General features: G+C 42.2%; 12 protein-coding genes. 4 read left to right on the forward strand and 8 right to left on the reverse strand.

What is annotated here, in order from left to right; all coding sequences use genetic code 11:
• Positions 1–5 precede the first annotated feature (5 nt).
• Together Q0993_RS20425 and Q0993_RS20430 are read left to right on the forward strand one after the other, a co-directional pair.
• Positions 6–1541, forward strand: a complete 1536-nt coding sequence (locus tag Q0993_RS20425; RefSeq protein WP_299536843.1) for a YifB family Mg chelatase-like AAA ATPase — start codon at positions 6–8, stop codon at positions 1539–1541.
• A 371-nt stretch (positions 1542–1912) separates the two neighbouring features.
• Entirely contained in the window at positions 1913–3229 is a 1317-nt protein-coding gene (locus tag Q0993_RS20430) for a serine hydrolase (protein WP_299536847.1), read from the forward strand.
• Positions 3230–3586: 357 nt separating this feature from the next.
• Here Q0993_RS20430 and Q0993_RS20435 read toward each other — a convergent pair whose 3' ends face one another.
• Positions 3587–3730 carry a hypothetical protein gene (locus Q0993_RS20435; protein ID WP_299536850.1) on the reverse strand — a complete coding sequence of 48 codons (144 nt, stop codon included), beginning with the start codon at positions 3728–3730 and terminating at the stop codon, positions 3587–3589.
• Between the two features lie 748 nt (positions 3731–4478).
• Positions 4479–4649 (reverse strand): DUF6747 family protein, encoded by a 171-nt coding sequence (locus tag Q0993_RS20440; RefSeq protein ID WP_299536852.1) that lies wholly within the window; start codon positions 4647–4649, stop codon positions 4479–4481.
• Positions 4650–5062: 413 nt separating this feature from the next.
• On the opposite strand from Q0993_RS20440, the gene Q0993_RS20445 reads away from it, so the two are divergent.
• Positions 5063–5644 carry a recombinase family protein gene (locus Q0993_RS20445; protein WP_299536854.1) on the forward strand — a complete coding sequence of 194 codons (582 nt, stop codon included), beginning with the start codon at positions 5063–5065 and terminating at the stop codon, positions 5642–5644.
• A 150-nt stretch (positions 5645–5794) separates the two neighbouring features.
• Positions 5795–6727 carry a hypothetical protein gene (locus Q0993_RS20450; protein ID WP_299536856.1) on the forward strand — a complete coding sequence of 311 codons (933 nt, stop codon included), beginning with the start codon at positions 5795–5797 and terminating at the stop codon, positions 6725–6727.
• Positions 6728–6926: 199 nt separating this feature from the next.
• Here the strand turns inward: Q0993_RS20450 and Q0993_RS20455 are convergent, their stop codons facing one another.
• The 6 genes from Q0993_RS20455 to Q0993_RS20480 all read right to left on the reverse strand — a co-directional run bounded on the left by Q0993_RS20455 (position 6927) and on the right by Q0993_RS20480 (position 15625).
• Positions 6927–7556: a response regulator transcription factor gene (locus tag Q0993_RS20455; protein WP_299536859.1), complete on the reverse strand. Its 630-nt coding sequence runs from the start codon at positions 7554–7556 to the stop codon at positions 6927–6929.
• Positions 7557–8401: 845 nt separating this feature from the next.
• On the reverse strand, positions 8402–10207 hold the full coding sequence (locus Q0993_RS20460; protein ID WP_299536861.1) for a PorP/SprF family type IX secretion system membrane protein: 1806 nt from the start codon (positions 10205–10207) through the stop codon (positions 8402–8404).
• 205 nt (positions 10208–10412) lie between these two features.
• Positions 10413–11654: a cell envelope biogenesis protein OmpA gene (locus Q0993_RS20465; protein ID WP_299536863.1), complete on the reverse strand. Its 1242-nt coding sequence runs from the start codon at positions 11652–11654 to the stop codon at positions 10413–10415.
• Positions 11655–11918: 264 nt separating this feature from the next.
• On the reverse strand, positions 11919–12644 hold the full coding sequence (locus Q0993_RS20470) for a hypothetical protein (protein WP_299536866.1): 726 nt from the start codon (positions 12642–12644) through the stop codon (positions 11919–11921).
• A 321-nt stretch (positions 12645–12965) separates the two neighbouring features.
• Entirely contained in the window at positions 12966–14054 is a 1089-nt protein-coding gene (locus Q0993_RS20475) for a Gfo/Idh/MocA family oxidoreductase (protein WP_299536869.1), read from the reverse strand.
• A gap of 458 nt (positions 14055–14512) precedes the next feature.
• Complete coding sequence (locus Q0993_RS20480) at positions 14513–15625, reverse strand: histidinol-phosphate transaminase (RefSeq protein WP_299536871.1); 1113 nt, start codon at positions 15623–15625, stop codon at positions 14513–14515.
• Positions 15626–15696: the final 71 nt, after the last annotated feature.

Genomic DNA, 15696 nt, shown 5'->3' on the forward strand with positions numbered 1-15696 from the left:
CACCTATGCTTACAAAAGTTTATGGGAGTGCCGTTTTTGGCGTAGAGGCCACGACCATAACTGTGGAAGTTAATGTAGATAGGGGCGTAGGGTATCATTTGGTCGGTCTTCCCGACAATGCCATTAAGGAAAGCAATTACCGTATTGCCGCCGCTTTGCTCAATAATGGTTATAAGATTCCCGGTAAGAAGATTACGATTAATATGGCCCCGGCCGACTTGCGGAAAGAGGGCTCGGCCTATGATCTTACACTGGCCGTGGGGATATTGACCGCTTCCGGGCAGATTCAATCCGAAAACTTGGAAAAGTATATCATCATGGGCGAATTGTCGCTCGATGGCAGTCTGCAACCTATTAAAGGCGCCCTGCCCATTGCCATTAAGGCCAGGGAAGAGGGTTTTGACGGATTTATCTTGCCCAAGGAAAATGCGAAGGAAGCAGCTATAGTGTCCGATTTAAAGGTCTATGGGGCCGATAATATCAAAGAGGTCATCGATTTTTTTGATACGGGAAAACCCTTGGAGCAGATTGTTGTGGATACCCGAAAGGAATTTTATAAAAGCCTCGATTTTCCGGAATTCGATTTTTCCGATGTCAAAGGTCAAGAAAGTATAAAGCGTTGTATGGAAATTGCCGCCGCAGGCGGTCATAATATTATCTTGATCGGTCCTCCGGGAGCTGGAAAGACCATGTTGGCCAAACGGTTGCCTTCCATTCTTCCGCCCATGACCTTGCATGAGGCTTTGGAGACGACCAAAATCCATAGTGTGGTGGGCAAGATCAAGAATATGGGGCTGATGAGTCAACGCCCCTTCCGCAGCCCCCATCATACTATTTCGGATGTGGCTTTGGTGGGTGGCGGGACTTACCCACAACCCGGGGAAATCTCGTTGGCCCACAATGGGGTTTTGTTCCTGGACGAGCTCCCCGAGTTTAAAAGAGGGGTACTGGAGGTGATGCGCCAACCTCTGGAAGATCGGGAGGTGACCATCTCCCGTGCCAAATTTACGGTGACCTACCCCAGTAGTTTTATGTTGGTGGCCAGTATGAATCCCAGTCCCGGAGGCTATTTTAACGACCCGGATGCTCCGGTAACCTCTTCTCCGGCAGAAATGCAGCGGTATCTGGGCAAAATTTCCGGTCCCTTATTGGATAGGATCGACATCCACATAGAGGTGACACCCGTACCCTTCGAAAAGTTGTCCGAGGATCGAAAAGGGGAGGGTAGCGTGGACATTCGAAACCGTGTGATAGCGGCACGGGAAATACAGACGCAACGCTTTAAGGATTTGGAAAAGGTACATTACAACGCCCAGATGAATACCAAGCAGATTCGGGAATTTTGTAAGCTGGACACAGCTTCGCTAAAGCTACTGAAGAATGCCATGGAACGTTTGAACCTCTCTGCCCGGGCCTATGATCGGATATTAAAAGTGGCCCGTACCATTGCCGATTTGGAAAACAAAGAGGACATTGATGGCAACCATATCGGAGAGGCCATTCAATACCGAAGTTTGGATCGTGAAGGTTGGTTGGGCTAGTCGCAAATAATAAAATCCAAATCCCAAATAACAAATCTCAAATTCCAAACACAAAATTAGAAATACGAAATACGAAATGGGAAGTGTGGAGTACGGGAAAAAGATCAACTTAAACCCGCAACCCAACAATTATCACTCAGCATTTGATACTTGAGCTTGAGCTTGAACTTGAATTTCATCCTTGGATTTTGGGTTTTGACATTTGGAATTTCTAATATCCAGATGGCCGGGTATACGACTTAAAGGTATTTTCCCTATTTTTAGATTGTTCTTGATAAAAATACCGCCACGTATAATAATTAACGAATTAATGGGTTTTATATCCAAACGTCCTTTATCATACCAAACCAAGACAAAAGCTATTTTTGCACATGAACCAATTTAAAATCCTCGCCAGTTTGGCGATTTTATTGCTTTTCTTATTTGTTCTAACTTCAAGTGGCAACAACTCCATTTTAGACACAAATACTTCAACTGAAACTTTGGATAAAAATGTATATGTATCTCTAGAACAAAACAATACAACTTTAAATGAGGAATTACAAATTGCCTTGCAGCAGGCCGTTGACTCCTATTTCAGTAGAGCCATAGCCTCTGGGGAAGTTGTGGGTGCCGGTGTCAGTATTGTACGCGGGAAACAGGTGCTTTTGGCCGATGGATTCGGGACAAAGAATAGCCTTACGGGCCAAAAGGTAGACGGCCAAACGGTCTTCCGACTGGGTTCGCTTTCAAAGGGGTTTGCAGGAGTGCTTGCCTCAGATTTAAAGGATGAAGGAAAGTTGACCTGGGAAGATAAGGTTATGGAGTACCTTCCCGAATTTGAGTTGGGAGATCGGGAAAATACGGAAAGCATCACCCTGGCCCATTTATTATCACATACCTCAGGGGCACCTTATCACAGCTACACGAACCTTGTTGAGGCCGGACTATCCATGGATGAGATTGCAGGCCGATTTGCCGAGGTACAGCCCATAAGTAAACCCGGGGAAATGTATAGCTATCAAAATGCGCTATTTGCGCTTTCCGGGGAAATCATGAAAAAAATTACCGGGCAGGAGATTACCACATCCTTGGAAGAACGCTTTTTTAAACCGCTTGAAATGTGCGCGACGATCATGGACTTTGATGCACTCAAGAAGACAGAGAATAAGGCCCAACCACATGTCAAGGCAAGACGTGGATGGAAATCCGGCAAGCTAACCGACTCCTACTTCAATGCCGTTGCTGCCGGAGGTATCAATTCGAACGCCGAGGATATGGCCAAATGGATGCAGTTTTTGCTCGGTCATCGTCCTGATGTAATGACACGCGAAGCCTTACAAGAAGCCTTTACACCCTTTATTAAGATACCCGGGAGACAGAAATACTACCAACGCTGGCCCGGACATAAGGCCTCGCATTACGGTTTTGGCTGGAGAATCCATACCTATAGATCCGGTGAATCCGAGGTGGAAAATACGATTTGGCACCACGGGGGAAGTGTTAACCGCTTCCGCAATGAAATAGCAGTCTTTCCTGAAGAAGACTTGGGTATTTGCGTACTGCTGAACAACCAATCCAGGATAGCCCAACGTGTAATTACCGACCTTCACAATATCGTTCAGGAGGCCATTCGAGCCCATACGAAAGAAACACCTCCGAATCAGTCAATGGTCAGCTCCCAATCCTCGGGATCAGCTGGAACATGAACTAAACTACCGATAGGAATGTAATTTCCAGTTCGGAGAGAAATCCCAAATTCAAAAAACAAATTAGAAGTACGAAACTAGAGGTACGAAATACGAAATGGGAAGTTTGAAGTACGGGAGAATAAAACAATTGAAACCCGCAACCAAAGCAACGAGCACAAACGGCGAATTGCAAACGATCAACACTTAATACTTACTACATCTTACCTGATTTTGAGCTTTATTTTCGGACTTTGCTTTCAGAAACGTTAAACTTCATGAAGACTTTGCTGGGTGCAATGGATTCAGCATATCAATAGGAAAAGCACTCTGTATAAATTAACGGAATCTTGAGGTCGATCTTAAGCGACCGTGCCACTACCGGATTTTGCCACTTATGATTTCCTGCCCCTCATCGGTAAGTTCCCAATCGCCCTTTCCATCGGGTTTCACAAGCCCAAGGAGTACAAGTTTGTGCAGTCGGTTTTTTCTTTCCTTTTTGGGTATAGCATCAAGTGACATTCGTCATTTTTTATAGGAATGCCTAAGATAGTTTTTTTCCTACGTTTGAACAATAGGCAATTCCGAAATATGGGTAAAAAAATATAGATGGTTTACAATGAAAACGAAATTCACCGACCCCAAACCACAAATCTCAAAAAAGTCGGAAGTATAAGACTAGAAGTACGACATACAAAATTAGGAGTGCGAAATACGAAATTAGAAGTGCGAAATACGAAATTAGAAGTTTGAAGTACAGGAAAATAGAACAATTTAAACCCGAAACCCAAATAAGAAGCACAAAACACCAAATATGTCATGCTCAGCGTACGTGTGTCGCTGAAGCTTTTAGGCCTTTCTGGTTTTCTTGCAATAACGAAGAGGGTTGGCGTAAGGACAGTCGAAGCAGTAAGCACCAAGCAATAGATAATCAACACTTAACACTTGTCCTTAATATTTGACAGTTGTACTTGAGTTTGAGCTCGGGTTGGAATTTGTACCACGTTTTTGAAACTTACACCCACATCAGAAAAAAAGCCCCCTTGTAAAAAAGAGGGCCTGCAACTGCTACAACAGAATAACAAACATTACTAGGAACCCGGGAAACCTCATTTTGGTAAACCGGATTCAAAAATTGAGCTCATCCAAAAAATAGAAAAGCAAAAGAACAGTAACAGTCAAAAACAACTTAGAATAGAAAACACGAACAAGTTTCGTCCAAATGGGTAACCTAAGTACTATATTGATTCACAGGTAACCCTAGTATACATTAATCGAACGCAAATCCGGTAACTACCCTAAAAATGAAAGCATAGAATACCACGGCCAGCATTATAAAGCTAAACCAGGCGAATGCCCTAAAATAGTTTTCCACTATCCAGCTCCCCAGGTCCCTGAAGGCTTCGATATAAATTTCCTTTAAGAGTAAAAATGTCTTCATACAGATAAGATTTGTGTGAGCTACAAAGTTGTCAAGAATTACGGAGGGACATTTGGGTTTTGGATAAATCGAAAAAAAAATTAGGTAAATGGCAATACAGGAAAAGAACGACGAAAATGACTGCATTTCATCGATTACACTAGTATATATCGAATCGGACAAAATGCGGATGTATAGGATAAATGGTAGTCATAGTCCCTTGAAAGGTCCTAAATGGATACAAAGTTGAACGGGACCAATACGAAATGGAGTTTTAATACTGGAAGTACGAAATACGAAATTAGAAGTTTGAACTTGAATTTAAATTTGATACATTGTGCTTTCCATAAATCGAATATATTGGCCATAGAACCATATTAGGTCCGGCCACTCCATTTTTATGGTGATATTCACAAATTACAAAAGAAACTCCCATGAATGCACGATATATTCGTATTGATGCACCCGATCAGCAAATGGAACATTGGTTGCACAACAAGTACTGCCATGAAAAGCTGTATTTGGACATCTGTAATGCTTCGGTGCCTTTTCATAATAGACCAAAAGGAAAGGAACTCCTAGAGGATGAAAGCATAACCTATGTTAGTGTGCGTGCCATCGATAGGCTAGGGAGCAACCTTTTGGATATACTCACCACCCTAAGGCATTTTGATAACAATGGGATTATCCTAAAAGTCGATGATTTGGGCCTGGAATCCCTGGTCGTCGGAAAACCCGACCCTACCTTTAAGCTTATCATCGGTGTTCTGGCCAACATTGCCGAAATGGAGCGCAAGAACATGCAAGAGCGTCAAAGAGAAGGTATTGAGCGGGCCAAGGCCCAAGGTGTCTATAAGGGCCGGGCCAAGGGCTCAAAAAAATCCAAAGAAGAAATCCTGGCCCAATACAGCCATGTCATTAAACGACTCCGGGAAGGCCACACCTTGCGCAATACCAGTAGGCTATGCGATGTAAGCATAGGTACCGTGCAGAAAGTAAAGGCCTTGATCAAATAGGGACAAGATTACGGCTTACCAATACGTTGCATAAGCTACCTACTAATCTCGGAACTGCAGTTTCAACAAAGTTCCTTAAGATTTAACTTTCCTGAATTTTTGTAACGATCACCTAACAACCATCGTCTTTATACCAAAGTATAAAGAATCATGAAAATAAAAGGTAAGCACTCTTTTCATCTTCGTGGAATGATACTATTGGGGGCAATTATCATTGGTTTAAGCCCTTGGGATGGTTCGGCCCAAATAGGTGAGTTGTTTGGTGAAATTAAAATGTCCGATAATCTGGAAACGGTCAAAAAGAGTTTGGAAAAGCTCTGTGTTTCAATGCAGGAAATAAAAGTTGACACTGAAGCGGTCACTTTTCCTTTGGCCCAATTTACGGAACAGCATCTCGTGTGTTCCGATTGTAGTCGTTATGGCTATTACTTTTTTGACAAAGTGGTCTTTACTTTCTCGGATGGCCAATTAAGTTTCATATCGGCAAAAGGGGAGGGCGTTTCCAAGATTTCCGATATTGAGTTTTACCAGGGGTACAAATTCTATACAGGAAAGGATAATATGATAATCAATGAAAAGGAAAGTGAAGCTTTTTTTCTTACGGAAGAAGGCTTACATCCCAATTTATTCGCTTGGAAAAATCCATACTTGGGTACAGCGCCGGAGATACCAAAATATAAGGCTTCAGGCAATATTCCAGAGGTTTTCGAGTTTGGGGCGTTGCTTCGGGAATTGGAACCGCGGCTTAAAGCGGTGACAACTCTTTTGGACAAAAGGGAATTCCCCAATGGCGAAACCCAACTCAACTGTTTTGGAATGGAATATGCCGGTTTCCCAAGGAAGATTGAGGCAAAGTTCAACACGGAAGATGAACTTTACCTACTTTGGATCCTAACGGCGAAACAGGAGGAAGGTCGAGTAAAAAAGGCCTTGATCAAGGCCTATGGAACTCCGATTTTTGTAAACGACACTTGGGTAGTGTTCCATGATTGGCAGATAAGCCTTAGGAAAGACAAACCGGAAATATTGGTTTTATCCAAGGAAGGTGCGGACAAACATAAAAAAGAAGTTATGAAAAAATAAAGGGAAGCCGTTTAAGGTGCTTCCCCCTTAATCGTAGAAGCCCTAGAGTGCTACAAGTGACCGCCGCACTGATAGCAAGTGTCAAATCCCAAATTTCATCCGAGGCAAATTTAGGCCATGCTCTTAAAATTTGAATTTCGGGGTTTGGGTTTTTTGGACCATCGAACTTGGGCTTGACACTTGAATTTTCAGTTGACGTCTATGCATACTCCAACTCCCTCAATTTGGAAAGTGCCTCCGATTTGGAATTGACGTCCAGTTTTAGATAAATGTTCTGAATGTGAAAGTTTACCGCACTGGGCGTAACGAATAATTTTTCGGCAATGGTTTTGTAGGTGGCACCTTGGGAAAGGTAGTCGATGACCTGATTTTCCCGTTCCGAAAAGTACTGCCTTGATTTTCTTTGGAACATGGCAATGAGCTTTTTGGCAATATCACTGCTTAAGGTCGCACCTTCGCGCTGTACGGCATCCAATGCGTTAAACAAACTTCTTTCATTGAGGGGCTTGGTAACATAGCCATTAGCTCCTTGTTTAAAGGCCTTTTTAATTAGCTCAAAGTCATTGTTGTTGCTTAACATGATAATTTTGACTTCCGGGTCCTTTTCCCGAAATAGTCGCATGCTATCTATGCCGCATTGATCGGGCAATCCTATTTCCGAAAAGATCACATCCGGAAATATGTGGTCATATGCGCATAGGGCGTCTTTTATGGTGGGGTAGACGCCCTTTAACGCATATTCCAGAAACGAGTCAAAGTAGGTTTCATAAGTGGTGTAAAATGATCGTTCATGGTCAATAACAATAATTTTTAGTGGGTCCTGGTACATAATGATTTGGGTTTTGTAGCATACCCGTAAACTTCGCAAAAGCCATGGGTAGCTGTGGTTGTGGGGAAATTATGGTTGTAATTCTCAATTGCATCATATTTAACGGTATTATACCATAGCACAAGCAGATACGGCCCTAAAATCCATATGGTTTGTGGGTAACGTCCATGACCATTGTATTGCCATAATATGGTGCGGACTTCCTTTTATAAGGCATGAAGCCTAAATGGAACAGTATCCCTCTTGCACTAAAAGAATAAAAGTGCTCGGGTGTTAAGCTGGGCTTAAATCATCTAAAAGGGGTTACAGAACGGTGCCAGAAAATCTCTTATAAAGACTCTAAGTCTAGAGTAGTTACTGGCGCTACTTTTTTGGCTGAAATTAAAATGTAGTGGTGTTTTCATGTAGTGGGATTTGGGGTTAGACAATAGTTTTTAATGCTCTTATCTGATTTTAAACCTAGATAAAAATTTTTAAAAAAACATATCCCACGTGCGTATTTTCGTTCAAATGCACACTTTATAGACTTTTTCGTGCATTTGGTCGATAAACCGACTGTTTGGTCTGCAGATTTAAAGTGGTTATGCTGAAAACGATTCCATTGCATCGGACTGGGACCAGCCTATTGGAAAGGTCACAAAAGAAAGTAAAGAAATCATATTCGGGGGTATACGTCTTTTTACTATAATCTTAACGACGTGTAGTGTATGTATATTGTGCCTAGGCGTGTAAAAATATTCAGGAGGTATAAATAGAAAATAGCGGGGACGTGCCCCGCTATTTTTTTACCCAGTTTCCAACCACAAAAACTAGGACCCACTAATCGTAATCTTTTTCAGACCATGTTACTCTGAATAGGTATTATAAACAATGGCGGAATTGTTATCGGCTACTTCCATTATCCATTTCTCATCTTGATATTTTCCATCCAAGTCAGATACAAAAGCTGTTCGTGCCTCGTCTTTAAAATTGAAATCGGCCAGATATACATAGTGCAGCCCGTTCTCCTTATTATAGAAGTGCCTGGCATCCAATCCTTGGTCTTTTAAACGTTTCATAAAGGCATTTAAGTATTTTTTATTCTTATAAACATTGGCTATAACGTAGTAGCCCGACTTTACACCCACAATATTGGACTGATCCAATCTTTTAATAGGTAGTTCTTCATAATCCTTACGTTTTGTATTCTCCAAAACGGCGAGGGGGTCGTTGTAGTCTCTTGTCAATGTTTTTTTAACCGGGTTTACCTCTTCCTTGTTCTTTAGCTTCTTTTTGATTTCCGTTCCGGTCTTTGTGGCTGAAGCCAGTTGAGTATGAACGGGGCTATTAGGTTCTGGCGAAAGGGACTTGATACTGTTTTTGACATCGTTTCGTAACAATCGTACCATAGTTTCGAATCGTTTCTCAAAGGCTGCCGTACGTGCGGCCTCAATGGAATCCTGCCTTAGGATGAGTTCATCCAGAATCAGACGATTTTCATAGGCTAGGGAGCCAGCGTAATCCTCCTCCTCATCTGCCGTCACGGTCCTGTCCTTTTTAACTTTCTTATTTTTTTTCGATACTTGATCCGTCAACTCCCTTTTGTCCCTTTGGGCCAGTTTTTTGTTCTCCTCGATAAGTTGTAAGATCTGCTCCTCGTAGTTTCTCACGATGCCATCGATCTTCTGGTCCTGCGATGCGTCTACAAGCCCCCCAAGACTGGTAGTTCGGTCTTGAAAGGTATAGGCCAAGGATACTTCATGGTTCCATCCCAAATCTGTGTCCTGCGTGGTAATGTCCTTTTCTACCAAATAGCCCAGTGACATTTTTTTGTTCAGGTTTACCCCGAACCCCATAGCCAGTCCATAGGTATTATCATAATTGGTCTGTAACCAGCCATAGTTCGGTAAATCGAGTAATACGGAACCTACATAGGCCAAACTTCCATCTGGATTTTTGCCCAATTGCACCAAAGGCATTAAACGGGCCTCCTCAAATAATCCACGTGTTGCCTCAAAAGAATGCGTGTATTGGAGCGATGCCTTAAGACTTTTATCATTAAGACTGGTCAAAAAACTATTAGTGGTTTGATTGTACCGCAACATATCCGTAGCGTATAGGCCAAAATCGAATCTGCCCAGGGAAAGCGTAATCCCCGGCTGAATGGCCAGATTACTCTCTTTTCTGGATTCATTGATCCGCTCATCCGATTCCGTGGTTACAACACGATTCTGGTCCAGTCCTTTATTGAAATAGGTGATATTGGTACCAAAACTGAGTCTGCTATTTGGGCTCAATCGTACCGAAGTAGCGTAATTGGCATTGAAACCAAACTCTTGCACCACGCCTAACCATTGGGTGTAGGCACTGATGCCCAATGCGGTGTTCTCGTTCAATTTGTTGCTAAAGCCCAGAAAGTAGTTCTGGCTGTTATCTTCAAAAGTGGCATACTGATTTCTATGCAACAGATTTATGTAGGATTTGTTTTCCCTTACCAATGAAAATGTGGGATTGATCAAAAATCGATTAAAAAACAATTGATTGTGATATGTACTGCTAGAGCTTAAGGTGGATTCTTCCTCCTGACCATGGGCCATATTACTGACCAGTACGATGCACAGGACTGGAAGAAGTAAACCTATCTTGTTCATTAAATGGATTATACGGCTCATCTTGGCAAATATTATGGTTGTGTTATCGGATAAGGCTCCGAAATACCTTTTAATTTACTACGGTCGGAATTGAGGTAGTGGACTCCTTAAGATCCGATCGCTTAATTACTATCCCCTATATATCTTAAAATTTGTTCGGGTGTTGGTATTCTCGTTGAACAGGATATATATGATAGGGGATAGCAGTGGTTAACAAACGAATTTCTTATTGTTCGTCCTCAAAAAGAGTAGAGGAGTAGTCGATATTGTTTTCGCTATACAATGCCTCGAGGATATCATGTTCGCTTTTCAAATGAGATCTATATTTTTTACGGTCATATGTAAAAGCGATACGCTGTATGTGGTCCTGGTCCATTCCGCGATTGGATACTACATAGCCTTGTCTATCCCTTGTGGGAAGGACAATGGAAAAATCATCTTCCTTGCTATTGATATCACTACCGAGATTCACGGACCAATCTACTTTTTTTCTACCTACCTGGGCCATATGCAAGTCAAGGCCACCGTATCCGTTTCGTCCATCCGAGGCAAAGAACAAGGTGTTACCGGCCGCTAGGTTCGGATAAAGGTCGTTCTTTTTTGAATTCACCTTTTCGCCAAGGTTTTTGGCAACTCCAAAGGTTCCGTCTCCCTGTATAGCAGCGACGTAGATATCAAACTTGCCAAAAGTTCCGGGCATATTGGATGCAAAGAACAAACGTTTGCCATCCTCAGAAATAGTGGGGTGGGTAGCCGAGTACCGTTTTGGGCACAAGGCAAGTTCTGTTACGTTCTTCCATTGACCATTGATCTTTTCGGCCCTATATATTTTCTGTATTTTCTCTTTTTTGGAAAAAATACCATATTCGGGCTTTATTAAAACCGACTTGCTGAAATAGGCTACAGTACCATTTGCGGTTAGGGCTACAGGCGCCTTGTAACCGTTCGGGTTATCTGTTTCATTGTCCAATAAAGCCGTAAGGTTTTGGTCTATAGGCTTTTCCGCGCTTGTAATAAGTTCACCGTTCGGGCCGAATTCAAAATCCCAATATTTACTTGTGGATTTATCCTCCAATTGATAATCTGCTCGGACATCGGCCACCCAGTCCCTATTATCCGACTGGTTCGCGGAAGCAGTTCCGGTGGTCTTCTTCAGGGCATGATGGTATCGTTTCTGATAGCTGGTTTCAAGTGTACCGCTTTTGCTGATGTCCTTTAGTTTAGTGTACCAAAAAACGGCTTTCTCATAGTTCTCGGCTAAAAAATTGGCATTTCCCAAGTCTTCAAAGATGGCTTGGTCATCATAGCCCATTCTTTTCATTTCCAGATAACTGTCCAGTTGTTGGTAGGTACTATAGAGATCTAGAACATTGGGGTCTGTTGCACTGTTTCGTTGCGCGGAGAGCGCACATGAAAGGAAGAGTGCAAGGCATCCGAAGATGAGGTTGTGGGTCGTGGTATTTTTCATAGTGGATCGATAAAGGGTTAATAATCATCGACAAAGTTCACAAATTGTCTTGGCCCCTTACTTAACAAAAATTCATAGGTTTCGGGTGCTCTTACCTCTTATTTTGTTAAAATCGAATCCGGAAAGTATTGCTATTTTAGCTTTAAAGACTTTTAAAAACCATTGTAAATCAAATAGTTATAACTTGATTTGCGGGAATATTCAAGAAATCTCTAAAAGCCTCGGTCAAAAATCGACCTTTTTTGAAAGATTTTGAACAACTGCTTATTCTTTAACATTGATTAAAACGGCTTCACAACTTTTTAAATCTGAATTGAGAACAATATTCTCAGAGTCCGCTCCATCCAGAATTTCTATAGAAACCGTATTGGGAGGGAATTTACCGAGGTTGTGGGCGTAAAGGAAGAGGTCGTTGGGTTTGGTAGGATCTAGTTGTACCTCAAAGGTCTTCTTTCGGTATTCCAAATAATATTCAGAGACCACCGCTTCCCCGTTTAGGTATATGGAAACGATGTCACCATCCTTCCGACCATGGTCCCATAGATTTATGCGTATCTCTTTACCTTTTACGGTTAATTCTTTTACATAGGTAAGCTTTCGACCATCAAAAATGTTGCGAACAACCGGTTTGGCCGGTTTTTCTATAGGTTTTGGCGCTGCCTGTTTCGTTGGCCTAGGGGCTTTTTTAATAGTGAAAAACGATGTGGCGTATTTGGCGATACTATATTTATCATCGGGGAAGAGTTCAATACCGATAACCCGATAATTGTCTCCAGCAGGCAAGCCTCTGTGAAGTACAATCCCTTCCGCATATTCCGAATTTTCGAAAATACCAAGTTCTTGTACTACCATATCATCCTTGGATAAATAGAACTTTATGGTTTTGTTCCGTTCAATGTTCCTCGTAGTCCATTTCAATGTCACCGTGTCCGCAGTATTCCAAATCGTTTGGCCATGGGGGTAGGTAATTTTGATGGCAGTTTTAGGCATTTTAAACAAATCCGCTTTATGGGAGGCTAGAAGATTATGGTTTGCCTGGGCACTTTGAATAAATGATAAGCTAATACCAAAAATTAGAAGACATGTGTTCCATGTAATCCCAAAGTACTTAATATAGGAAGCTTTCACCTGCGGAATTTCTTGAAATGTTTTTTGATAAAGAATTAACGAAAAAAAGAATATTGTATTGTAAAAAGCTGGAATACAGAGAAGTTTTCTTACAAAAAAGTCATAGACTCGTTCTCTCAAGCACATGTAATTGGTGGTGATACTCTTAAATCATAATAAGTACACTATCGCCCTGTCCTCAATTTACATCTTTACCAAACATTCCTTTGCGGCCGACTTGTAGACTGCCTCAACAACACGAATATCCCGCAATCCTTCTTCCCCGGGAACGATCAAGGCAGAATTGTTTTTGATGGCGAGGGCGTCATCATCCATTTGTTTGGCTTGTTGGTTTTCCAATGGAAAATTGATTGGCGTTCCGTTGGACATTGAACCTTTGTTGCCACCATAAGAGGAGTGTGGTTCCATTTTAACCCACCCCTTATCATAAGTGATATTTAGATAGTTCATACGGATACCAAAACTGGTATGGCATGCGGCGCGGGCCCCGCTTGGAAATTCCAATTGGAACATGGCGGTTTCTTCTACTTCGTGGTATATTTCGGGCCTTGTGGTAAAGGTCTGGGCCAGAACGGAAATAGGCTCCTCTCCAGTAGCGAGTCGTGCTCCTTGAATGGCATAAACACCCATATCGCCCATGACACCGCCTCCTAAGGCTTTTTTCTGCTTCCAGTGATTTGAGCGCCCGTCGAAATAGGCTGCTGCAGAAGTTACCATTTTCACGGGGCCGAAAGGTTTTTCTTTCGCCACCTTCATATAAGCTTGAATGTTAGGATCATGTTGACACCGATAACCAATAGCCAGTTTCACCTTGTTATCGCTACACGCTTTGATCATCGCCTCGCAATCAGCTATGGAAGGGGCCATAGGTTTTTCGCACCATACCTGTTTGCCTGCATTTGCAGCCCGTATGGTATATTCCGCATGCATAGAAGGTGGCAGCACTACATAAACCACGTCTATGTCCTCATTATTGGCAATAGTATCAAAGTTTTGGTAGGAATAGACGTTTTTATCCTCAATGCCATATTTTTCTTGCCATACGGGAATTTTTTCCGGACTTCCGGTAACGATACCCTTAAGCTCACAATGTTGGGTCAATTGCAATGCCGGGGCCAATACATCCGTACTGTAATAACCTAGGCCTACCAGGGCTATCCCTAATTTTTTGTTTTGAAATCGTTTTGCGGATACCAATATATTGGGGGCCAAAACCGTCGCAGCGGCCAGCATACCTGTTTTTTGTAAAAACTCCCGTCGTTGTTTTTCCATGTCTTCTCGATTTGGATTAAAAAGTACGACAAGAATTTGAAAAAATCAATGGTGAATGGAACAGTATTCCAAAAATCAGAACTGAAAATAGGGAAGTGGGATCAACCTTCTTGATCGGACGGTCTTAATGACCTAATATGGTAAGGATGCAATCTGTTGAGGAATACCTTAACTAAGGTATCTTTATCAAAAGGACATAAAATGCCCAAATGATACAGAACGTACAAAAAGCGTAGACCAAGTAATTTGAAAGGGTTCTTTTGTCCATTGGATTTTCGGGTTTCCATAAAGAAACAATGAGAAAGAAGAAACGGGCCCAGAAGCTCTGTATAAAGTATGGAATTTTCGGTAAAAGGAAACAAAATCGATGAACGACCTAATTTTGTACTTGGTCTAAAAAAGCACTAATCGGATAAAGGGTAAGGAAATACCGTTGAAATACCGGTAATTAAAAGGTTTTATGCCATAACCTTTATAAGGGCCTTACCAAAAAACGCTGTTTCTTCCATAGTTCCAGTACTGATACGAGCCCATTTTAGGAAAGGAGGGAACGGCCTACCAATGAAAACATGCTCTTTTTGCATGGCGGATATCAAACTTTGAATAGGCCGTCCTGTCCTAAAAAAGATAAAATTGGTATGGGAGGGGATATAATGGAGCCCTAAACCCTGCAATGTATTGTAGATATGCCTTTTGGCCTCCTCGGTTTTAAGCAAGCTGAATTTATAAAATTCGTCATCCTTTAATGCTGCCTTGGCTGCCTCTATGGCCAAAATGTTGGTATTGGCCATAACACTTGCCTTTAACCTAACGGCAATTTCCGGTTTGGCAATCAGGTAACCAACTCTAAGTCCGGCAAGGCCATAGACTTTGGAAAAAGTTTTGGAGACGATTACATTTCTCCCTTTTTTGACCAAATCGATCATGGAGGGATATTCGGCTTCGGTTATAAAATCGTAATAGGCCTCATCTACAAATAGCGTGGTCTTCGTATCGAATGAAGTACAGAAATCTACAAGTTTGTTACGTTCCAATATGGTTCCTGTTGGATTATTGGGATTGCAGATAAAAATCAATTTGGTCTTTTGGTTTACCTTTTGGGCCATGCCCTCCAAATCGTGGAGCATTTCTTCGTTTACCGGGATACGGTGTATGCGGGCCCCGAAAGTCTCCGCATATTGCATCATGACATGAAAAGTGGGATCTGCCGATATAATTTCTCCGTTGCCAATACCATAGGTAAGCCCGGCTGCCCGTAATCCTTCCGTGGAACCACCGGTGACAACGACATGATCCCGGGTTACCCCTTCTTTTTTTGCAATACCGTCCACGAGACCAGACAATGCCCTAAAGGGATAACGACAAGCTTCGTCTAGGGAGGAAATAATGGTTTCCCGCACCTTACGGGAAGGACCATAAGGATTTTCGTTGGCATTAAGACGGATAGGACCGGCAGGGAGAAAAGGTCTTCCCGGAAAATCCGCTGCCCAGCTTTCCAATCCACTGAACAACGCAAAACCACCCGACAATCCAACAGTTTTCAACCAGTTTCTTCGGTCCAGTTGTCTCATAAGTATTTCTTATGAGAAAAAGATACAAATAATAAATGAAGATTTCAGAGCCTCAAGGATTAGGCCAACGA

It is taken from the genome of Ulvibacterium sp., assembly GCF_028285715.1.
Taxonomy (GTDB): domain Bacteria; phylum Bacteroidota; class Bacteroidia; order Flavobacteriales; family Flavobacteriaceae; genus Ulvibacterium.

What these genes read in the sequence shown, in the direction of transcription:
- Q0993_RS20425 (WP_299536843.1), top strand. Translation starts at nt 6, where the DNA reads ATGCTTACAAAAGTTTATGGGAGTGCCGTTTTTGGCGTAGAGGCCACG.
- Q0993_RS20435 (WP_299536850.1), bottom strand. Translation starts at nt 3,730, where the DNA reads ATGTCACTTGATGCTATACCCAAAAAGGAAAGAAAAAACCGACTGCAC.
- Q0993_RS20465 (WP_299536863.1), bottom strand. Translation starts at nt 11,654, where the DNA reads ATGAAAAATACCACGACCCACAACCTCATCTTCGGATGCCTTGCACTC.
- Q0993_RS20440 (WP_299536852.1), bottom strand. Translation starts at nt 4,649, where the DNA reads ATGAAGACATTTTTACTCTTAAAGGAAATTTATATCGAAGCCTTCAGG.
- Q0993_RS20480 (WP_299536871.1), bottom strand. Translation starts at nt 15,625, where the DNA reads ATGAGACAACTGGACCGAAGAAACTGGTTGAAAACTGTTGGATTGTCG.
- Q0993_RS20450 (WP_299536856.1), top strand. Translation starts at nt 5,795, where the DNA reads ATGAAAATAAAAGGTAAGCACTCTTTTCATCTTCGTGGAATGATACTA.
- Q0993_RS20445 (WP_299536854.1), top strand. Translation starts at nt 5,063, where the DNA reads ATGAATGCACGATATATTCGTATTGATGCACCCGATCAGCAAATGGAA.
- Q0993_RS20430 (WP_299536847.1), top strand. Translation starts at nt 1,913, where the DNA reads ATGAACCAATTTAAAATCCTCGCCAGTTTGGCGATTTTATTGCTTTTC.
- Q0993_RS20475 (WP_299536869.1), bottom strand. Translation starts at nt 14,054, where the DNA reads ATGGAAAAACAACGACGGGAGTTTTTACAAAAAACAGGTATGCTGGCC.
- Q0993_RS20455 (WP_299536859.1), bottom strand. Translation starts at nt 7,556, where the DNA reads ATGTACCAGGACCCACTAAAAATTATTGTTATTGACCATGAACGATCA.
- Q0993_RS20470 (WP_299536866.1), bottom strand. Translation starts at nt 12,644, where the DNA reads ATGCCTAAAACTGCCATCAAAATTACCTACCCCCATGGCCAAACGATT.
- Q0993_RS20460 (WP_299536861.1), bottom strand. Translation starts at nt 10,207, where the DNA reads ATGAGCCGTATAATCCATTTAATGAACAAGATAGGTTTACTTCTTCCA.